The organism is Jiulongibacter sediminis, from assembly GCF_001306455.1.
In the GTDB taxonomy this organism is placed as follows: Bacteria; Bacteroidota; Bacteroidia; order Cytophagales; family Spirosomataceae; genus Jiulongibacter; species Jiulongibacter sediminis.
In genome coordinates, this window is sequence record NZ_LGTQ01000005.1 from 300,044 (window position 1) to 320,968 (window position 20,925).

The 20,925-nt window shown below is 40.4% G+C and carries 19 protein-coding genes and 1 tRNA gene; 15 read left to right on the top strand and 5 right to left on the bottom strand.

Annotated features, from left to right (window positions below; genetic code table 11):
• The first annotated feature begins 264 nt into the window (after positions 1 to 264).
• From AFM12_RS01280 to AFM12_RS01295, 4 genes are all read left to right on the top strand, one after another.
• A complete protein-coding gene (locus AFM12_RS01280; protein ID WP_055143382.1) occupies positions 265 to 786 on the top strand; it encodes a hypothetical protein in 522 nt (173 codons plus the stop codon).
• A gap of 174 nt (positions 787 to 960) precedes the next feature.
• Positions 961 to 2,088 (top strand): transporter, encoded by a 1,128-nt coding sequence (locus tag AFM12_RS01285; protein WP_055143384.1) that lies wholly within the window; start codon positions 961 to 963, stop codon positions 2,086 to 2,088.
• Complete coding sequence (locus tag AFM12_RS01290) at positions 2,066 to 4,501, top strand: carboxypeptidase-like regulatory domain-containing protein (protein ID WP_055143386.1); 2,436 nt, start codon at positions 2,066 to 2,068, stop codon at positions 4,499 to 4,501. The genes AFM12_RS01285 and AFM12_RS01290 overlap by 23 nt, the downstream gene beginning before the upstream one ends.
• Positions 4,502 to 4,564: 63 nt before the next feature.
• Positions 4,565 to 5,044, top strand: coding sequence for a hypothetical protein (locus AFM12_RS01295; RefSeq protein WP_055143388.1), 480 nt, complete (start codon positions 4,565 to 4,567; stop codon positions 5,042 to 5,044).
• On the opposite strand, the gene AFM12_RS01300 is transcribed toward AFM12_RS01295, so the two are convergent.
• The gene (locus AFM12_RS01300) at positions 5,041 to 6,303 is read right to left on the bottom strand and encodes a hypothetical protein (protein WP_055143390.1); all 1,263 of its coding nucleotides are present in this window, start codon (positions 6,301 to 6,303) and stop codon (positions 5,041 to 5,043) included. The two genes, AFM12_RS01295 and AFM12_RS01300, sit on opposite strands and share 4 nt — an antisense overlap.
• Positions 6,304 to 6,423: 120 nt before the next feature.
• Here AFM12_RS01300 and AFM12_RS01305 point away from each other — a divergent pair, with 120 nt between their 5' ends.
• From AFM12_RS01305 to infC, 11 genes are all read left to right on the top strand, one after another.
• Positions 6,424 to 7,662: an ABC transporter permease gene (locus AFM12_RS01305; RefSeq protein WP_055143391.1), complete on the top strand. Its 1,239-nt coding sequence runs from the start codon at positions 6,424 to 6,426 to the stop codon at positions 7,660 to 7,662.
• Between the two features lie 67 nt (positions 7,663 to 7,729).
• Positions 7,730 to 7,813: transfer RNA gene (locus AFM12_RS01310), tRNA-Leu, on the top strand.
• A 175-nt stretch (positions 7,814 to 7,988) separates the two neighbouring features.
• Positions 7,989 to 9,095 (top strand): vWA domain-containing protein, encoded by a 1,107-nt coding sequence (locus tag AFM12_RS01315; RefSeq protein ID WP_055143393.1) that lies wholly within the window; start codon positions 7,989 to 7,991, stop codon positions 9,093 to 9,095.
• A gap of 61 nt (positions 9,096 to 9,156) precedes the next feature.
• Positions 9,157 to 9,939: a DUF3050 domain-containing protein gene (locus tag AFM12_RS01320; RefSeq protein ID WP_055143395.1), complete on the top strand. Its 783-nt coding sequence runs from the start codon at positions 9,157 to 9,159 to the stop codon at positions 9,937 to 9,939.
• Between the two features lie 44 nt (positions 9,940 to 9,983).
• Entirely contained in the window at positions 9,984 to 10,670 is a 687-nt protein-coding gene (gene nth / locus AFM12_RS01325) for an endonuclease III (RefSeq protein ID WP_055143397.1), read from the top strand.
• Positions 10,645 to 11,103 (top strand): MOSC domain-containing protein, encoded by a 459-nt coding sequence (locus tag AFM12_RS01330; protein WP_229308444.1) that lies wholly within the window; start codon positions 10,645 to 10,647, stop codon positions 11,101 to 11,103. The genes nth and AFM12_RS01330 overlap by 26 nt, the downstream gene beginning before the upstream one ends.
• A gap of 35 nt (positions 11,104 to 11,138) precedes the next feature.
• A complete protein-coding gene (locus AFM12_RS01335) occupies positions 11,139 to 11,540 on the top strand; it encodes an EVE domain-containing protein (RefSeq protein WP_055143401.1) in 402 nt (133 codons plus the stop codon).
• A 72-nt stretch (positions 11,541 to 11,612) separates the two neighbouring features.
• The gene (locus tag AFM12_RS01340) at positions 11,613 to 13,190 is read left to right on the top strand and encodes a hypothetical protein (RefSeq protein WP_131458154.1); all 1,578 of its coding nucleotides are present in this window, start codon (positions 11,613 to 11,615) and stop codon (positions 13,188 to 13,190) included.
• Between the two features lie 72 nt (positions 13,191 to 13,262).
• Positions 13,263 to 14,321 carry a tetratricopeptide repeat protein gene (locus AFM12_RS01345; protein WP_055143405.1) on the top strand — a complete coding sequence of 353 codons (1,059 nt, stop codon included), beginning with the start codon at positions 13,263 to 13,265 and terminating at the stop codon, positions 14,319 to 14,321.
• A 15-nt stretch (positions 14,322 to 14,336) separates the two neighbouring features.
• The gene (thrS, locus tag AFM12_RS01350) at positions 14,337 to 16,283 is read left to right on the top strand and encodes a threonine--tRNA ligase (protein WP_055143407.1); all 1,947 of its coding nucleotides are present in this window, start codon (positions 14,337 to 14,339) and stop codon (positions 16,281 to 16,283) included.
• An 81-nt stretch (positions 16,284 to 16,364) separates the two neighbouring features.
• Positions 16,365 to 16,922, top strand: a complete 558-nt coding sequence (gene infC / locus AFM12_RS01355; protein ID WP_055143409.1) for a translation initiation factor IF-3 — start codon at positions 16,365 to 16,367, stop codon at positions 16,920 to 16,922.
• A 145-nt stretch (positions 16,923 to 17,067) separates the two neighbouring features.
• Here the strand turns inward: infC and AFM12_RS01360 are convergent, their stop codons facing one another.
• The 4 genes from AFM12_RS01360 to AFM12_RS01375 all read right to left on the bottom strand — a co-directional run bounded on the left by AFM12_RS01360 (position 17,068) and on the right by AFM12_RS01375 (position 20,901).
• Positions 17,068 to 17,391 (bottom strand): DNA-directed RNA polymerase subunit omega, encoded by a 324-nt coding sequence (locus AFM12_RS01360; protein ID WP_055143411.1) that lies wholly within the window; start codon positions 17,389 to 17,391, stop codon positions 17,068 to 17,070.
• Between the two features lie 71 nt (positions 17,392 to 17,462).
• Complete coding sequence (locus tag AFM12_RS01365) at positions 17,463 to 18,362, bottom strand: outer membrane protein assembly factor BamD (RefSeq protein ID WP_055143414.1); 900 nt, start codon at positions 18,360 to 18,362, stop codon at positions 17,463 to 17,465.
• Between the two features lie 91 nt (positions 18,363 to 18,453).
• On the bottom strand, positions 18,454 to 19,023 hold the full coding sequence (locus AFM12_RS01370) for a T9SS type A sorting domain-containing protein (RefSeq protein ID WP_131458156.1): 570 nt from the start codon (positions 19,021 to 19,023) through the stop codon (positions 18,454 to 18,456).
• A 129-nt stretch (positions 19,024 to 19,152) separates the two neighbouring features.
• The gene (locus AFM12_RS01375; RefSeq protein WP_055143421.1) at positions 19,153 to 20,901 is read right to left on the bottom strand and encodes an OstA-like protein; all 1,749 of its coding nucleotides are present in this window, start codon (positions 20,899 to 20,901) and stop codon (positions 19,153 to 19,155) included.
• Positions 20,902 to 20,925 lie beyond the last annotated feature (24 nt).

Genomic DNA, 20,925 nt, shown 5'->3' on the forward strand with positions numbered 1-20,925 from the left:
CTTTGAGGTTAGAATTGTACTCTGAACAAAAATCACTCCAAGGCGTTTTTAAACGCTTTTTTCTTATCGGGCGGTGATAAATCCTTGTTTTAGTGGTTCTCTGTTCAATCTTCGGTAATTTATTGATAGGATTTAAAATTTAGTGCCAAATTCGGTATTTCATGATTAAAAACATAAAAAAGCTTTAGTTCTTACTTCTATTAATTTATAGTTTTGTGTTTTACGAAGTTTAGTTTGGCTATTCGCAAGACCATATCACTCTTAATGTTGACACTCTTTGTTTGTCAGCTTTTCATCTATCCTCTGGTTTTATCCAAACGGTTAGATGCGGAGAGTAATATCCATACCTCTTCAATCGCCGATCAGGAAGAAGCTCCTGAAACCCTGGAAATAAAGCTTGGAATGGCTCTCCCTTACTCGTCTGATTGGGTTGAGCCTAAAGAAAGTGAAGGTCTTCTGGAACATAATGGTGCTTTTTATACCCTTGTGAGCCGTGATTACCAAAACGACTCCCTGCATTTTACGTATGTGAAAAATAGCAACGCCAGAGAAATATTCAGCTTGCTTTCAGACCACGTTGATCCTGATCAAAATAATTCGGATAAGGAAAAACCTGCCAATACTTCAGTCTTGAAATGGGTTTCGGCCAAATACTTAAAAAACAACGATCCCGAGTTGAATCCAGACTTTAGCCTTTTTGCTTTGAATGGTGCTGAGTTTAACTATTGCAATTTTTATTCTTTTGACTTCACAAGTTTGGTGTCACAACCACCACGTTTGTCATAATTCTCCTTAAAAACCCCTTTGTTTTTGAGTTGAAAGACTGAAAATGTCTGTCATCTATATACGTCTGTTTCATTTTCTGAAATCGGCGAACAGGATCATGCTTTTGGTGGACCACAAACTGGGCTATTCCTGGGTTAACCATCAGCTTATTAGAGAATTATAATCAAACGAAAAATGAAAAATTTTACAATAATTATGATTGCCTTTTTGGCAATCAGTCTGATCAACAATACGAATACAAATGCACAAGGTTGCGTAGCCATTCGTCACTTTTCAACGTGTAGCGGAAACCCAAATGCCTCTATGCAAACTGGCAAAGGTGTCACTATTCTGAGTACAAACTATCGTTATTTCAAGTCATTCAGGCATTTCAGAGGCACTCATGAAGAGCCGGATAGACTGGCGAATAACTCAGAGGTGATCAATAAATCACATTCCCTGGATATCAATCTGAATTATGGTTTAAGTAATAAGGCGTATTTGACGGCCACTCTTCCATTTGTTTATAACGACAGAAGTTCATTATATGAACATGGCCGTACCGAACGACATAATTCTTATTCAAAAGGACTGGGTGACGCCCGGGTGGGAATGGGTTTCTGGCTGAAGGATGTTACCTCCGCTCATTCAGGCAATGTATCCTTAAATCTTGGTCTGAAATTGCCGACAGGTAATTATAACGCCATGAGCACATTTTATAATGTGGGTGAAAATGGTTCTCCTGAAGAAAGACCCGTCGATCAGTCAATTCAACCTGGAGATGGCGGCTGGGCTTTGACTACTGGCTTCCTTGCTTTTAAGCAAATTGGTACAAGGTTGAGTTTCTATGGCTCTGGGTTTTACATGTTTAATCCTAAAGAAACAAACGGTACCAGAACCTACAGAGAGACGCTAAGTCCGATTCTTCAAAATGAGGCCATTATGGCTGCGACAGATCAGTATTCCATAGCTGCTGGTTTCAATTATTCTTTCTTCAAACCTTCTTTGAGTCTTGGATTAGGTGGCCGTTTTGAGGGTATTCCGGTGAAAGATGTCATTGGAGGTGATCAGGGTTTTCGTCGTCCGGGTATGGTTGGTTCTGTTGAGCCAAGTCTGATGTACATGAAAGACAGAGTCATGCTAAGTGTTAGTGTTCCTATTGCACTTTATCGTAACAGACCGCAAAGTGTAACAGATCTGGAAACAGAAATAGCGACTGGTAATCCAAGAAATGGTGATGCCGCTTTCGCAGATTACCTCATTAATGTAGGGTTGTCTTTCAATTTGACGAAGAGAAAAAATGACCTTATCGATAACCAATAGTCATAGAGGAGCCTCTTTTTGGGGGCTCCTCCTTCTGCTTTCGGTACTATTATCTTCTGTGGCTTGTGCTCAAAACAGGAGTATAGTTGTGGGAAAAGTTATATTGGAGGGTGAACCGGTGAATGGAGCCACAGTTTTAATTAAATCTTTCAAGAAGAAGACGAGTAGTAAAGAAAATGGTCAGTTTGTTTTGAGAGATGTTCCTGCCGGGGAATATGAGCTGATTCTTTCTCATGTGGGTTTAATTCCGACTTCTTTACGTTTTAAGCACGAGGGAGAATTGACCGATTTGGGTGTTATTTCTCTTAATGCGGATGTGAATCAACTCTCTGAGGTAAGTGTGAGATCAAAAACACTGCCTGAGGTTCAGGATTTAGATCCTGTAAAACAGGATTATCTAATCCGAGGAAAAAAGACTGAAGCGATTGATCTCAAACATATTGACGCTGATATTTCCCAGAAGAATGCCCGTCAGATTTTTGCCCGTATTCCCGGCATTTTTGTTTACGACATGGATGGAAGTGGCAATCAGGTTAATATCTCTTCCCGAGGACTAGACCCTCACCGAAGTTGGGAGTTCAATGTAAGGCTTGATGGAAGTATCACCAACTCTGATATGTACGGTTACCCGGCTTCTCACTTCAGTATGCCTATGGAGTCCGTTGAACGTATTGAAATGATTCATGGCACCGGAGCTTTGCAATACGGTGCTCAGTTTGGTGGCATGTTGAATTATATCTCAAAAAAAGGAGATTCTACCCGTAAAATTGGTTTTGAATCAATCAATTCAATCGGTTCTTTCGGCTTGAAAAGTACCTATAATGCCATTGGCGGTAAGGTGGGAAAACTTCAATACTATGCGTATTTCTCAAAACGTGTTTCCGATGGTTTCAGAGATAACGGATCCTCAAATTACGAATCGGAATACCTGAATCTGGAATATGCTCTCAGCTCCAGGGTAAAACTTGAAGGGGGAGTGGCCCGTTCTGTCTATACCTATGGCATTCCGGGGCCATTAACTGAGACTCAGTATTTGAATAATCCAAGACAAAGCACTCGCACCAGAAACTTCTATTCACCCGATATTTTCATCCCTTCGTTTAAGGTCTATGTAAATCTGAAAAATGGTGGATTGTTAAAATGGCAAACTTCAGCGGTTTTAGGTGAGCGAAAGAGCGTTCAGTTTACTGGTATCTCTGGAGTTCCTGATTTTCAGGGTGATGATGGACACTGGCCTGCAAGGCAGGTAGATATAGACAATTATCATTCGTATACTTCTGAGTTTTTGTATCGTCAATCCTATGACTTTTTTGGGAAGGGAGCTCAGGTTAATACCGGGGTCAGACTGATTAAAAACAATCTCTACCGCCGCCAGAAAGGTGTAAGTGCAATAGATTTTGATGCGGTTTATGAGGTGACTCAGGCTGGGTTTGGTCGTGATTTAAACTATTACACGGATAACGTTGCTGTTTTTGCTGAGCAGTCTGTAAATCTGTCGGATAAGCTTACGCTTAATACCGGTCTTCGGGTAGAGAAGGGATTAACACGAATGCGAGGAAGAATCAGAGATTATGCCGAGAACGAAGTACCGAATGATATTTCCCATTATTTTCCACTTTTGGGAGTAAGTTTTGAGTATCACATCAATGAGCGTTCCCGTTTTTATGGTGGCTGGTCACAATCGTACCGTCCGGTGATATTTGCGGATATAATTCCTGCTAATCCATATGAAAAGGCAGATAAAAACCTTTCAGATGCTCATGGTCATACTTCAGAACTGGGCTTCCAGGGGAAAAGTGTTGATGGTAAAGTCAGATTTAGCGGGAATTTATTTGAAATGCTATACCGCAACAGAATGGGGAAACAAGTTATTCAGCAAAATGGTGAAACTTTCGTTTATCGAACAAATATCGGAAACAGCATAACCTACGGGCTGGAGACATACGCCAGCTTTGGAACACGTTTCATTAGACAGACTAACCTTTCCCTGTTTAATTCAACTTCTTTAATGAGAGGGGTTTATCTCAATGGTCAGGTGACAGATGGTACCCGGAATGTCTCTATTGATGGTAACTTGCTGCAGACTGTTCCTCAGGTAATTTCAAGGAGCGGTGTAACATTGACTCGAGGAAAGTGGAGTAGTACTCTGCTTTACAGTTTTACATCTTCATTCTATTCTGATCCGCTAAATACGGAATTTGTAGAAAACGGAACGGTAGGTCTAGTCCCCTCAAATGCTATTATGGACTGGAACAGCTCAATACAATTTAACAAAACTCTGGGTGCAAGGCTCAGCGTTAACAATGTTTTCGATACCAGTTATTTCACAAAAAGGCCATCAGGCTATCCCGGTCCCGGAATTTGGCCATCAGATGGCAGGTCTGTTGTACTTACGCTATCAGTTAATTTATAGCTGAGAAAGCTCATATTTAACAAGAGTAGCTTTATCTAATTTTGACTTTAAACATTGAATAAAATGAATACTCAACATATCAACTCCTTAATTCAAAGAGCAACATGGTTTAACCGAATTTCGCTTTTTGTAGTTTATTTCTGGTTCGGCTTTTTGAAAATTATTGGAACCTCACCAGCCGAGGGTCTGGTGGCGAAGCTTTTTGATGAAACACTGGCAGGTTTCATGCCTATCGAGGTGTTTTTACCAGCCTTTGGTGTTTTTGAATGTGCTTTAGGCCTGTTTTGGCTTTCCCCAAGATTAACCAGAATTGCATTCTGGGGGATGTGCTTTCACATGTTCAGTACTTTTCTACCGATGGCCCTCCTGGAAGGAGACACATGGCAAAGTTTCATGACCCTGACGCTTACAGGGCAATATATTGTAAAGAACCTTGTCCTGATCGGTGCATCCTGGTTTGTCTACCAATTGTATTATCAAACTAATCCGGAGCCGGAGTCAACTCAGGAATTGGAGTCTGAAAGACAATACGCGAACGCTTAAGTTTTCAGTTTCTTTTTCTTGGCTGCAGGGAAAAGAACATTATTAAGAATCAGTCGATAGCCCGCAGAATTTGGATGTAGATTCAAATCTGTGGGCTCTTCGCCTACATAGTGTTGATAATCTTCTGGATCATGGCCTCCGTAAAAAGTCCAAAAGCCTTTTCCGGCTGTTCCGTGAATATATCTTGCTTCTTCCTGTTCTCTGTTCTCAGCTAAAATAACGACTTCAGGCTTTATTAAGTGCTTTTTGTAAGCAGTGGTTTGCCCCATAAAACCTTGGATCAGGTTTTTATGGTTTTGAGTTAACATAGTTGGTACCGGATCCCACTTAGCTGAGAATTCAAAGAGGTTAAAATAATCGTTTTGTTGAACAAGGCCTCTTTCCTGACCTGTATGATCAATATTGGAGAATTCCACAACGTATGGGTCATAAACCAATGAAAAGTCCTTGAAAGCGAAGGTTTGAGAATAATCCAGTTTGCTATCCGCATTTACATCCGCACCATCTCCATCATAGGGGCTTTCAACAATATCAAGTCCTTCAGCGGCCAGAGCAATATCATAGGTATCTGTAGCATTACACATGGCAAACATATACCCGCCACCCAATACAAACTCCTGAATTTTTTTAACAACACTGAGTTTTAGCTGACTCACTTTAGTATATCCGTATTTGGCGGCAATGGTTTCTGCCTCCAGTTTTTGCTGACGATACCAGCTTTGACCACGCATACGAATAAATTTGCCGAACTGGCCGGTAAAATCTTCGTGGTGAAGGTGAAGCCAGTCATATTCAGGTAGTTTGCCATCCAGCACATCCTCATCAAAAACTTTGTCATACTTTATTTCGGCATAGGTTAGAGCCATTGTGACGGCGTCATCCCAGGGTTGAGTGCTTTTAGGAGTATAAACAGCTATTTTGGGCGGCTTCTGAAGCTTTACCGCATCCATATTGGCATCAGGGTTTTTCACAAAAGATATAATTGATGCACCATCAGCATCTGAAATAACCTCATAGCTGATGTTTCTGATGACGCACTCATTTATATAGGCCTGAGTAACCGGAACCATAAAACTTCCACCTCTGTAATTCAAAAGCCAGTCTACCTCAGTATCATAATTACTCAAAATCCAGTAGACGAGCCCATAAGATTTCAGGTGATCTTTCTGGCTGTCATCCATTGGAATGAGTAGTTGATTTGCCTTAGCATGGCTCAAAAAGCTGAAAAATATGATAAGCGGTAAGATGATTCGTTTCATTGGTTTGCTTGGTGGCGTTACTCTGTCGAATTTTGTAAATATAACTCAAAGTGATTCGAAATAGTGTGTTATTTAACACATAGTCGATCAATCAAAGATTATTCCAGACGGACATAAGGCATGAATCTCACCGAAAATATAGCTGAAGGCCTGCGGGCAATACAAGGAAATCTTCTGCGGGCCATAATTACAGCTCTTATCATTGCTTTAGGCATTCTAGCCCTGGTAGGTATACTAACGGCTGTTGATGGTATTCAAAATAATGTGAATCAAAGTATGAGTGGTCTTGGTGCCAATACCTTTGATATAGTAGTAGATCAGCGTCAGGGTAGAAGGCAGGGAATGCGGGAGAAACCTAAGCCTCCGGTAGTTTACAGAGAGGCCAAGCAATTCAAACAAATTTTTACAGAACAGGAAGAGGCCGTTGTGAGTTTGTATACTTCCGTTTCAGGAGCGGTGGAGGTAAAACACGGGTCTGAGAAATCAAACCCGAATATCCAGGTTGTGGGCGTAGATCCAGATTATATTGGAATAAAAGCCTATCAACTTCAAAACGGGAGAAATATCAATGAGTCGGATATGAGTCTTTCCAGCAATATAGCTGTGATCGGTTTCGAATTAGCCACAAGACTATTTCCAAAAACCTCACCAATTGATAAAGAGATTGCCATGCTGGGCAATCGCTATAAAGTAGTTGGGGTTTTGCAGAAGAAAGGAAGCCTTAGTGGTGGGGGAGATGATCGGGTGGTTCTTATTCCTTTGTCAACCGGTCGGGAATTTGATACCCGAGGAAGATTCTCCTATGAGATAACTACATCGGTAACAAGTGTTGAAAATATAGAAGAAGCCATCGGAGAAGCGACGGCGGTGATGCGAAGAGTCAGAGGAGATGAAGTGGGTGAGGACGACAGTTTTATGGTAGAAAGAGCAGATGCTTTAATTAGAGAAACCGAAGAGGTGACCGGTGCCATGCAAATGGGCGGTTTGGTGATTGCTGTGATCACACTTCTTGGAGCTTCCATTGCTTTGATGAATATCATGATGGTATCTGTAACCGAACGTACCCGTGAAATTGGAGTGAGAAAAGCTTTGGGTGCAAGTCCGTCAAAAATCAGGCTCCAGTTTTTGATTGAGGCTATCGTGATATGCCTTTTGGGCGGTGCAGCAGGTGTTTTACTTGGGATAATCGGAGGAAATACTGTTTCTTCATTGATGTTTGATCAGTCGAGTTTTATTATTCCGTGGGACTGGATCATCGTTGGACTAATCGTATGTATCAGTGTAGGGCTTTTGTCCGGTTTTTATCCTGCCTACAAAGCAAGCAAACTAGACCCGATAGAGTCTTTACGTTACGAGTAAAAAATTACAGGAAAGTATTTGGGATTATTAAGCGTTCTTCTACTTTTGCACTCCCAATGTAAAAGACGCCCGGGTGGCGGAATTGGTAGACGCGTTGGTCTCAAACACCAATGATAGCAATATCGTGCCGGTTCGACCCCGGCCCCGGGTACACTAGCCTCCAGAAATGGGGGCTTTTTTTTGAATCTTTTCTTTGATTCATTTCTGGTTTATCGATCGCATATCCATCCTAAGTTATTATCACTTTTTGACGAGTTGTCAGGATTGTCTGTTTGAAATAAACTTTCTGTACCAGAGGTCTGTTTGTTAGTAAAAATGGAGATGCTTTGAAAGGGTTTAAGTTTACAGAATACATTCCGGATGTCAAGGGTGGGGCAGACTTTGAGAAATTGTTTGAGATTTTTCAGCAGTTGCTTCTGATTTTTGCCGGTAACGTCGCAGAAGCACTTGATTACATGAGTGAGCTTGATAGAAGGTATAACCTTACTTCCGACACCTATGCCATGGCTGACTTTATTCAGGATCTGAAAGATAAAGGCTATATCAAAGAAGAACCGGGTGAGGATGGAGGAATGATGATGACGCCAAAGTCTGAAAAGAGTATCCGTAAAAGCAGTCTCGACGAGATTTTCGGTAAACTTAAAAGAAGTAAAACTCACGGGAATCATAAATCTCCCTACACAGGTCAGGGTGGTGAAAAATCTCCGGATATAAGATCTTTCCAATTTGGAGACAGTCTTGACCAGATCAGCATGACTGAAAGCCTAAAAAATGCTCAGGTGAATAGTGGTTTGGGAGATGATTTTAGATTGACCGAAAACGATCTTGAGGTCATTGAAACCGAAAGAAATCTGCACACAGCGACAGTTTTGATGATTGATATCAGTCACTCCATGATTCTTTACGGAGAAGATCGAATAACCCCCGCGAAAAAAGTGGCTCTGGCTATGGCGGAGCTTATTAAAACCAGATACCCAAAGGATACGCTGGATATCCTTGTTTTTGGGAATGATGCCTGGACGATTCAGCTGAAGGATATCCCTTATTTGGAAGTAGGGCCATACCACACCAATACAGTGGCAGGTCTTGAGTTGGCTATGGATCTATTGAGGAGAAGAAAGACCAAGAATAAACAAATCTTTATGATTACTGACGGCAAGCCCACATGCCTGAAAGAGGGTATAAATTACTACAAAAATGCCTTCGGTCTTGATCGTAAAATTGTGAATAAAACGCTCACCATAGCAGCTCAGGCAAGAAGAATGAATATTCCGGTCACCACCTTCATGATTGCTACTGACCCCTATCTGAAGCAGTTTGTTCGCGATTTTACCGAAGTGAACAAAGGCAGGGCATACTACTCAAACCTTGATGGTCTCGGAGGTTTTGTACTTGAAGATTTTGAGCGAAACAGAAGAAAAAATGTGAGATAATTAAAGCTCCCGAAATACATTTTTTGTTCATCAACGTAATTGAGAAAACTAAAATCAATTCATGGATAGAATTTCTAGGATAGACTTGGGTCTGTCAGAGTTAAGAGAAGCCCTTAAAAATCACAAATTATATCAACAGCTTTCTGATCTCGAAGATATCAGAACCTTTATGGAATGGCATGTTTACGCGGTTTGGGATTTTATGTCTCTGCTAAAATCGTTACAGCAGAATTTGACCTGTACAGAAGTGCCCTGGAAGCCCGTAGTCAACCCCAAAATCGCAAGATTTATCAATGAGATTGTTCATGGAGAAGAGAGTGACCTCAATGTCAACGGTGAGCCTGAGTCGCATTTTGAAATGTACATTTCTGCGATGTCTGAAATAGGAGCAGATGTCACCATGATTTCCAATTTTTTGGGTCAAATATCAGATTTGAATGAAGTGCTTTCGATCATTGATCAAAGTTCTTTGCCTGTTGCTGTAAAGAATTTTCTCAATTTCACTTTTGAAACAATTCAGTCCAATGAAGTTCATAAAACAGCTTCTGCTTTTACTTTTGGAAGAGAAGATGTTATTCCTGATATGTTCCTTGAGATTCTTAACAAATCAGGAAAGGAAGCAGCTTTCCCGAAATTAAAATATTATCTCGAACGCCATATAGAACTTGATGGTGATGAGCATGGGCCACTTTCTCTTGAAATGATCAGTGAAATATGTGGTGGTGATGAGCAGAAATGGGAAGAAGTGCTTGAAACGGGCCGTTTCGCTTTACAAAAACGCCTGGAGCTTTGGGATGCAATTGCTGGGGCAATTGAGATGAAAGATTCAGTTTTCGCTCTTTAGTGTCCAAAATTTGTTCTGTTGATCAACGGGTGTAGCTTTGCTTCATGAAAAAACAAGAGCGGTATACTGGTATAGTAGATTACTTCTCAACGCACCTGCCTAATCCTGAGACTGAGCTTCAATACACAAATCCTTATGAGTTGATCGTTGCTGTGGTGCTTTCAGCTCAATGTACCGATAAGAGGGTGAATATGGTTACACCCTATCTTTTTGATGCGTACCCTACAGCAAGTGCTTTGGCATCGGCTACCCCAGATGAAGTTTTTCAGATCATCCGAAGTATTTCTTATCCTAACAATAAGGCAAAGCATTTGGTAGGCCTTGGTAAAATGTTGATTGATGAATTTAACAATGTGGTGCCGGGCGAAATTGATCAGTTGGTGAAACTGCCTGGAGTAGGTCGCAAAACTGCGAATGTTATTGCCTCAGTCATTCACAATTTGCCTACTATGGCAGTTGATACTCATGTTTTCAGGGTTTCTCATCGTCTGGGGCTTGTAAGTCCAAAATCAAAAACGCCATTGGCTGTGGAGAAAGAGTTGGTTAAAAACTTCACAGATGAACAGATCCCAAAGGCCCACCATTGGTTGATTTTGCACGGAAGATATACCTGTCTGGCCCGAAACCCTAAATGCGGAGAGTGCGGAATAACCGATTTTTGCAAATCATTTGAAAAGATTCAGAAACATGGAATTAAAGCAGTTGATGAAAAATTACCCAAAATCGGGTAAGGTTGAGTGGATAGGTTTGAGAGAAAAAAACTTTGATGCCCCTAAGGCGGTTAATCGGGCTTCTGTAACACCTGAAAAGGGTCTGGAAGGTGATCATTACAAAGGCAAGAGTCGTAAAAGACAGGTTACTTTAATCCAAAAGGAGCACATTGATGCAGTGAGTTCACTGATGGATAAAGCTATAGACCCGGCTTTACTCCGTAGAAATGTGGTGGTTTCAGGCCTGAATCTTTTGTCATTGAAGGATACAACCTTTCAGTTAGGTTCTGCCATTCTTAGATTCACAGGGCTCTGTCACCCTTGCAGCAGGATGGAAAAGAATCTTGGTGAAGGAGGTTATAATGCCATGCGGGGGCATGGAGGAATTACCGCTGAGGTAGTGAAAGATGGTGTCTTTGAGATAGGAGACGGTCTTATCATTTCGGATCAATAAAGTTTGTATTATTTTAGTAGAAAATCTTAGAATCTATGAATTACTGGTTAGTCAAATCTGAGCCTGATGCTTACTCCTGGGATGATTTCGTAAAACTTGGTCGCGATCACTGGGATGGTGTAAGAAACTATGCCGCCAGAAAACACATGATGGCTATGCAAACTGGCGACCTTGTACTCTTTTATCATTCAGGAGGTGCCAAAGAGGTGGTAGGTATTGCCAAAGTAGTTCAGGAGCATTACCCTGATCCTACTACTGACGATGACCGCTGGGTTGTTGTGGATTTAGTTCCAGAGAAAAAGCTTGACAAACCGGTTACTTTACAAGAAATAAAGGCTGATGATCGTTTATCAGGTATGCCTTTGGTTCGTATTCCTCGACTTTCGGTTCAGCCGGTTGAAAAAGAGGAATTTGATATCATCTTGAAAAAGGGCTGATTTAATTTGAAAGAATACAAATCACACGAAAAGTCTGAAAAGACTGTCAGTAGGAATAAGATTTAAGAACACATGAGGAAAATTGTTTTAGCGTTTTTGTTAGCTACTCAAATGCTTTATGCTCAGCTTGATAAAAATGTTGAAGTAGAAGTTGTAGGTCGGCCATCCTGGCAAATGATGATTCCTATGCAGGAAGAAGGCCTCGTTTTTTTGGTGAAATCAGACGTCACCAAAGCTATGGTGTTTCGTTTTGACAAAGACCTTAATAAAATCTGGGAGAAAGAAGTTTTTCTTGATGCGGAAGACCCGCCAAAAGCTTATACCATTGCCGATGATCATATAAGTTTAATGTTCTCAGAGACCAGTGGGATGTACTATCAGGTTTTCGAATTTGACCTTAGCACAGGAGAGGTAGATCAGGATGGTTTTGAGTTGAGAGACTTCTTTGTTGATCAGGATTACGTTTTTCTTGGAGACAAGGTGGTAATGGCCGGTTCAAACGAAAAAGGTGCTGCCTTTTTTATCCATGATTTTAAAAATGATTTAGGTGCTCTTAAAGAGCAAGGCGACATTACAGGGAAGGTGTCTGTCAACTTGTTTGAATATCTGCCAGAGTCAAATATTATTGAGAGTCTATGGGCCGTGAAAACCACAGGTTATGCCAATGAAAAAAAGAAGAAAGGTGAATTTGTGAAGGATGCTTACATCGTTCATGCCCTGCTAGACACAGCTGGTAATGTTATCTCAAAAACTAATATCAGGCAATCTGGGGGCAAGTTTCCAATCGATGCCCGCTTAGTCAGGCTGGATGGTGATAAGAAATTGGTCGTAGGTACCTATCAATCAAATGCCGGCGACAAAGGGATTTATGCATTCGATCTCAATGGTGAACAGCAATTGAAGACATATTCTTTCTCCTCCGTTTTAAGCGGACGCCAATCATTGTCAGTGGAAGACCTTCAGGCTCTAATGACTTCCTATCAGTTTATGGCTAATCAACCTGTAAAAGGTAATGGAAGCGTGTTTTTTGGTGGAACCTTCATAAAGGCTCAATTTCAGACTGTTACCGAAAACGATCCTAATTATAGTTACAGCCCATATTCCAGGGGATATAACAGATATAGCCCTTATTACAGCAACCGTAACTCAAGAACTACAACCCGTCAGGTCTTTCGGGGGTATCATTATCCTTTAGGTTTTGTACTGGAGCTTACAGAAAATGGAGACTTAATACAGTCTAACCGTATAGATATCAATAATGTCTCTTTTCAGGTAGAGCCGGCATTAGCCTTTAATGAAAGAGGAGCTGTAGCATACTGCCTGAAAGGGGATTTGGCTACAAATAATTTTGCCATTGGAAACAAGCCAATGTTGTATAAACTTTCAGAAGATAACCGAACAAATCTTGCACCTTCATCGCTTTCGGCTATACCGGCATATAACGGTGTAAAATATTGGTATGATAACTATTTTATCGCTGAAGGTGCTCGCAGCAAAGTGGAAGCAGTTTCAGTAAGTGATGATTTATTGAAAGAGCAACAAGCAAAGAAAAGAAAAGGGCTTTTTGGAAGAAAAAAGGAAAGTACACCATCCACTAATGCTCAGGTGAGAAAAATCATTTATTTAACTAAAGTTGCCAGTGGCGGATGATATGCAAAGCATATTCATAAAAGCTTCTTTTCGGTTCTTTTTTTTCGGAATTTTGTGGCCTAATTCAATCAGATGAGGCTGATCTTTTCTATTTCATTCCTTTGGCTTATACTTTTCTCCTGTGCTTCTTATGAGCGGGAGGGAGATTCTGTGCCTTCAAAACTATCGGATAATTTCAGAGAGGGCCGACTGCAGAAGACTTTGGCTTATCTCAAAGAATTATCTGATGAAGGAGATGCCGAAGCCGGTGATTATTATAAATTGGCCGAAATTTCCAAAGAATTAGGTGATGCTGAAAGTGGATTAAAATATATAACAAGGGCCCTGCAAATGAAAAGCAGTGATCCGGAATACTTCTTTCTCAAAGCCGAATTGCTCTCTAAACTTAAAAGGGAAGAAGAAGCCCTACAAGCTGCAGAGGAAGCCTCAGCCATGGAGCATGACACCCCGGAGTTTTACTCGTTTATAGCAGGTCTTTATCTCAAAAAAGATAGTTTATTAAAAGCTGAAGAGTACCTTAAAGAAAGTCTATTTATTGCTCCGGAGTGGAGGGAGAGTCTTCTGCTAAAAGCCCGCTTACTTTTAAAACAACAAAACCCTCTTGCTGCTCAGCAATACTTGAAAAATGCTTTTGAGCTTAATTCGCCATCATCAGAAGGTTATTATTTGTTGGCCAAAAGCTATTTGGAAATGGAGGGTCGACTAGATTCTGCTTTTGCAATCAACCGAAAAGGACTTGAAATTGACAATAATTATCCTGGCCTGCTTTATAATCAGGCTAAAATAATGGAGCGTTTGGGGCGGATAGATAGTGCCATTGCCACATACAGAAAAGTGACCTCCCTTGACATTGATGAGCCTGCTTTTGCTGATTTGGGTGAGCTTTACATAAAGTATGGCAATTTTACCCGGGCAGCTGAATCATTTGAAAAGCAGATTGAGCTTACTCCTGACAAAAAAAATTTTTACTTTCGTGCCGGTTTTTGTTTAGAGCGTCTCGGTCAGTATAAACAGGCACAGGAATTGTACCTGAAAGGCAAAACACGTTTTCCGGATGACGTTGAAATTCAAACTGCTTACGACAGGGTTTCTTCCGTATTAGAGCGGGTGTATCGAAGCGTTGAGATTTAAAGAATTAAAAATAATATGATCAATATTACTCTTCCCGATGGGAGTGTGAAAGAATTTGAAAAGGGCACTTCAGCTATGGATGTAGCTCTTTCTATCAGTGAGGGTTTGGCCAGAAACGTACTTTCGGCAAAAGTGAATGGTACAGTTGTCGATGCCAATCGCCCAATCGAAGAAGATTCAGATCTTCAGTTGCTTACCTGGTCAGATGCTGACGGTAAGTCAACATTCTGGCATTCGTCTGCTCACTTGATGGCTGAGGCTTTGGAGGCTTTGTATCCCGGTGTTAAATTTTGGGTAGGCCCACCGGTAGAAAATGGTTTCTATTATGATGTAGATACTGGAGATCATACCATATCTCAGGATGATTTTGGAAAAATAGAAGCCAAAATGCTCGAGCTCGCCCGCGAAAAAAACGATTATTTTCGCCAGCCAATGAGTAAAGCCGAGGCGGTGGCTTACTTTAAGGAGAAGAACGATGAGTACAAACTTGACCTTTTAGAAGGTCTTGAAGATGGCTCAATTACTTTTTATTCTCAAGGAAACTTTACCGACTTATGTCGCGGGCCACACATTCCTAATACAGGTTTTATTAAGGCGGCTAAAATTACAAATGTAGCCGGAGCATATTTTAAGGGTGATCAGAGCCAAAAGCAGTTAACGCGTATTTATGGCGTTACTTTCCCCAAACAGAAGGAACTAAAGGAATACCTTGAAATGGTAGAAGAAGCCAAGAAACGTGACCATAGAAAGCTGGGTCAGGAGCTTGAGATCTTTGCTTTTTCTGAAAAAGTAGGAAAGGGGTTGCCATTATGGTTGCCTAAAGGTGCCATGCTTAGAGAGCGTTTGGAGAATTTCCTTAAGAAAGCTCAGTTAAAGGCTGGTTATCTGCCGGTGGTAACACCGCACATTGGAAGTAAAAAGCTTTATGAAACTTCAGGACACTGGGATAAATATGGTGAAGACTCTTTTCAACCTATAAAGACACCAGAAGAAGATGAGGAGTTTATGTTAAAACCCATGAACTGTCCGCATCACTGCGAAATCTTTAAAACCAGACCGCGAAGTTATAAAGAGCTTCCCTTACGTTTGGCAGAGTTTGGGACGGTTTACCGTTATGAGCAATCCGGTGAGCTACATGGTCTTACACGAGTAAGAGGTTTTACTCAGGATGACGCTCACATTTTCTGTAGAAATGATCAGGTGGAGGATGAGTTCAAGAAGGTGATTGACCTTGTGCTTTATGTCTTTAAGTCTTTGGGCTTTGAAGATTACAGTGCTCAGATATCATTACGAAGTAAAGAAGACCGTTCTAAATACATTGGGGCAGATGGAGACTGGGATAAGGCCGAGGCCGCTATTATGAACGCTGCCAAAGAAAAAGGTCTTAGCACCGTTATCGAATATGGCGAAGCTGCTTTTTACGGGCCTAAACTTGACTTTATGGTTAAAGATGCTCTTGGAAGAAAGTGGCAGCTTGGAACTATACAGGTTGATTACCAGTTACCAAACAGATTTGAATTAGAATACGTAGGTGCAGATAATCAAAAGCACAGGCCGGTAATGATTCACAGAGCTCCTTTTGGCTCTATGGAACGTTTTATTGCGATACTGATTGAAAATACCGCCGGGAACTTTCCGTTATGGTTATCGCCTGATCAAATCGCCATTTTGCCAATATCTGAAAAGTATGAAGATTATGCCAATGAGGTTTATCTTGAATTACAGGATAAAGATATCAGAGGCTATGTAGATCATAGAGATGAGAAGATTGGTCGTAAAATAAGGGACGCCGAAGTAAATAAATTGCCGCTGATGTTAATTCTTGGCGAAAAAGAAAAGGAAGAAGGTAAGGTTTCTGTTCGTAAGAAAGGGGAAGGCGATTTAGGAGCAATGACCATTGCGGAATTTGTGGCCTACGCCGGAAAAGAGATAAATAAAAATATACCTAAGTTTGGTGAGTAAAGCTGCTTTCGTATACTTTTGATAATTCAAAAGAATTTAGTATTATTTAAGACAAATTTAGAAAAACAATAAAAACGCTGAATGGCAAAACACTTTAGAAGAAATTTTAGAAGACCTACAAGAGAAGAAGATAAGCACCGCATTAACGAAAGAATCAGGGTTCCTGAGGTTAGGCTCGTAGGAGAAAATGTAGAGCAGGGTGTATACTCGATTGACAAAGCTAAGGCTATCGCTGCCGAACAAGGGCTTGACCTGATTGAAATCGTACCTAATTCAAAACCACCTGTTTGTCGGGTTCTTGATTATTCTAAATTCAAGTACGAGCAAAAGAAGAAGCAAAAAGAGCTTAAGGCCAAGCAGCAAAAGACGGTAATCAAAGAAATTAGATTTGGTCCTAATACGGATGATCACGACTTTAATTTCAAGCTGAAGCACGCTGAGAACTTCTTGAAAGAGGGTTCAAAAGTGAAGGCTTTTGTTCATTTTCATGGCCGTCAGATTGTTTTTAAAGAAAAAGGATACGAGCTTTTGTTTAAGTTTTTAGAAGAACTTGAGGAAATTGGTAAGGCAGAAGCACCTCCGAAATTGGAAGGAAAGCGTTTGACCGTAATTCTTGCACCAAAGAGTTCCAAGAACTGAGAAGTTAAAAGAGATAAAAGTAGAACCCGAAGTATTTTAAAATGCTTCGGGTTTTTTATGTTCGGTTTGCTTGAAACAAAAAAGAGTCCGGAACTGATTGATTTCAATTCCGGGCACATAAATATTTTTGAGCTTGAAATTTATATTAAATTTCAGCTGATGGAGTTTCCTGAGTTTTATCTCTTACCAAAACCTCATCATTCATAAACTCTTCCAAAGCAACACTTGTAGGCTTAGGCTGACGCTCATAAAATTTAGAGATTTCAATCTGCTCACGGTTTTCAAAGATTTCCTCAAGATTGTCCACGTTTGACGCAAATTCAGCAAGCTTACTTGTTAGCTCATCTTTAGTAGAAGTAGCAATCTGCTTAGCTCTTTGAGAAGCAATGAAAACAGATTTATACATATTACCACTTTTGGCCGCCAATTTGTCGGTATCTCTCGTGATTATTGAAGGATTAACTGCCATGTCTTTGATATTGAATTTAAATTGAGGTGCAAAAATACACTTTTATTGCTAAACTACTGTAGGCCTGAACTTTAATTTTTGCCAATTACCGCCTCTTCCTTCTTCTCCAGACTTTCTTGCCTTAGTTTTTCTATTTCTTCTTCCTGCTCTACAACCTCTTTTAGCTTTTGCTGTGTATCGTCGTAGATTTTTACCAGTTCCTTAAGATAATTGCTTTCAGGATAGTCATCTACAAACTCTTCGTAAAGCTCAAGCGTTTTGGTATATCGCTCATTTTGTTTTCTAAAGAAAGAGTTCTCTGCCAGTTCATATTGAGATTTTACTTGTACATAACCTAGCTCTTCATTATACTTAGAATCAGGAAAATCACGCCTGAAGTTATCAATAGTGATTACCGCTGCTTTATAGTTTGCAATAGTAACGCCACTGGTTTTGTAGTACAAAAAGGCCTTTTCATAGGCTTTTCGCTCAAGTCGCTCTCTTAAATCTTTCAGGTTCTGGGTACAATTATCCGCGTAGTCGCTTCCCGGGTAGGTATTTAAAAAAGTTTGAAGAGCCTCAATAGCGGTCAGTGTAGTTTCCTGATCCAGATTATAAGCAGGAGCATCTTTAAACATGCTGTAGGCATACATATAGAACGCCTCTTCTGCATAAGGACTATTTGCGTAGGTGCTGTAAAATGTTTTGAAGTAATATGAGCTAAGCTGGTATTGCTGCTGATAGAAGTTACAGTAAGCATTATAAAACTGTGCCTTTTCAGCAGTGGAGTCTCCTTTAAGCAATGGTACTATTTCATCAAATAAGAGGTTGGCTCTGAAATAGTCAGCCTCGTTATAATACTTGATAGCAGCCTTGTATTTTGCTTCGGTAGTTCCGGTCTTCTGAAGTTTTGCGAATTCCTTATTACAAGCCATAAATATGGTGGCTGTTAAAAGAATAAGTGCAGGCTTAATCAGCTTTTTAAAATTCATTCGGCAAAGGTAGTAAAAGCAAGTAAGAGTAAAACGCAATGCTTAAGGTATAATTACTCCGAAGTCAAATTTTAAGGAGAATTAACAAAGCCTAGTTATGACGAACTAAAAGCTTTTTGGTAGCCACTTTTTTACCGTCTACCATAAGCTGGTAGAAATAGATGCCATTATCCCAAGTTCTGGTTTGAACCCTCAGTTTGGTATCAAACGGATCAAGCTCTTGCTCAGTCAGCGTTCCACCTAAAATATTTAGAAAGGAAACCTTAGCCTTTTGATTTCCTCTGATTCGGTAATCAAGAGTGGCGTACTCGTTAGCCGGATTAGGGTAGATATTTGATACATTCAACTCATCGCTAACGTAAAGTCTGTCTTCAGCTAGTCGTTCATTTACAAAAGTTGACTTTGCCTCATTGGCTTTTTCAGGAGTATTTGAAAGCAAAAGATCTCTGTAAAAAGATGTAAGTGCTGAATTTTTGTTAACACTGATTTCTGATGGCATATCTCTTCTCACAACAAGAGAAGTAACTGGTTTTGTTGTCGCTACTTTAGGAGCGTCCGAATTTTGTCCGATATTTAGTCGAGATTGAGTTTGTGCGGAAACACCCAGGCTTACAAAGAGTAAGGCCAGAAAGGAAAAAAGAATGTTGGTTTTAGAGTTCATTTTCCTTGGGTAGAGTTTCAATCATTCAGTTTGTTTTAGTTACTTTTTCAAATATACTCTTAATAGACGTATAAAACCCATAAAAGGTTGATTGATAGAGCGATTTTTTTAAAATTTTAACAATAATTTTTACAATTCCCTGTTGTCAAGGATTTGTTCCTCGGAATTTAGTAGAGCAAAATTTGAGCCAATGACCTCATTCTTTGAAGGTTTACGTTCAATTTCCCACGAAAAATTGTCTAGCTTCACTTGTTGTGCACCTATTTCATTCGGTGGTATCAGTTTTGATTCAGGGTTGCCCATAAAGGCGATTCTTTTCACTTTGCGATCAATAAAGTTTAAACGCATTTTACTGCACTCTACCCGGTTAAGTCCAATCAGTTTGTTATAATCATCCAGGGCAAAATAGATGCTCTCTCCATTACCGTCTACCACTACTGTTTCAATATTGGTCAGGCTGTCAAAATAGGCGACAATCTGACGCCCCTTAATCTGATTGTAGTTTTCTACTGAGTCAGAAGCAATGACGAAGCTATTTTGTTTCAGAAACATCTTATTGATCTTGTTGTTGACCATGAATGCCTCAATGGTATCACCTTCCATCTGATTATCGGTGCTCCAGATCATAGGGTTGCCTATGAAAGAAATCGTTGAGTCAATCAGGTTATAGTTCAGTGAATCGCACAGCGATTGAAAGTCATCCCGATAGATTTTGACATTACCATTGGCAATGATGAATTCCATTTTACTACCATCTCTTTTTTTTGCTAAACTGTCAGTTGAGGTTACACCAGAAACGGGGAGTGTGTCATTTTTACTGGTTACAGGAGCTTTTAATAACGAATCTGTAGGAATAGTTAGAATTGAGTCAGGTAAAACAAGGCTATCTTCAGGAGATTGGAGAACAGAGTCGATAGAGTTATAGGCAATAATATAGTCGGCACTCATGTAGAGCGTGTCTCCCTCGCTAATTGAACGCATCAGGGTATTCCCCATAATTTTGGTGTACCCTTTGCTGGATAGTTTCTCCCCGTAGGTACCATTTAGAATCAGGCTGTCTGTTTTACTAAAGAACTCAACATTTCCTCTTCCGAAGCCTTCTTCGATGGAGAGGTCAAAGTCAAGAGTATCGGCTGCGAGGGTATATTCTTCGTTTTCTAGGAAAGACCGGCCGTAGAATTTTGAAATTTTGGTATCCGTGAAATAATAGCCTTTGTTAGCCGAAAGGTTACCGTCAGGCGAATAAATAGTAGTGTATGAATTAAAATCAGCTCTTTTGGTTTCACTATTATAATCAAGGGTGTCAGTACACAGTGTAAAATCCGGGTGTAGAATTTCCACGTTTCCGATATACTTAAAAATCTTCGACTCGGTGTTATAATAGCCTCTGTCGCTGCTCAGCACTACAGAATCTTGATGGATTATGCCTGGTACAGGATAATAAGCCTCATCAATATTCAGATCATACTCCATTCGTCTGGACTGAATGGTCATATCATCGTCTTGGAGAATCACCTTACGGCCCTGAATTTTGGCTAGCCGGGTATTGCCATCGTAATAGAGTGTATCACCAGTTATGGTTAGTGTATCACCTTGATTGATCAAAATCTCTCCATAAGCCACAAGATTATTAGTGCCGGCGTTGTGGATTGCTTTTCGGCAGTTCAGATAAACACCGCGATGAAAAAACTGCACACGTCCATAAAATGTACGCCTGGGATCAAAGCCATTGACGCCAACCAGTGAATCTGCTTTAATGAGTTCTATTTTTGATTTCGGGCCTTTATCAACCGGCTCATTGAGCGGTCGCTGGGCGAATGACCCCAGACTTGCTAAACAGAAAATGAAGAAAATGAAATATCGGAGGTGTAGAGGCATTAATTACTGATGCTGTATTCTGCA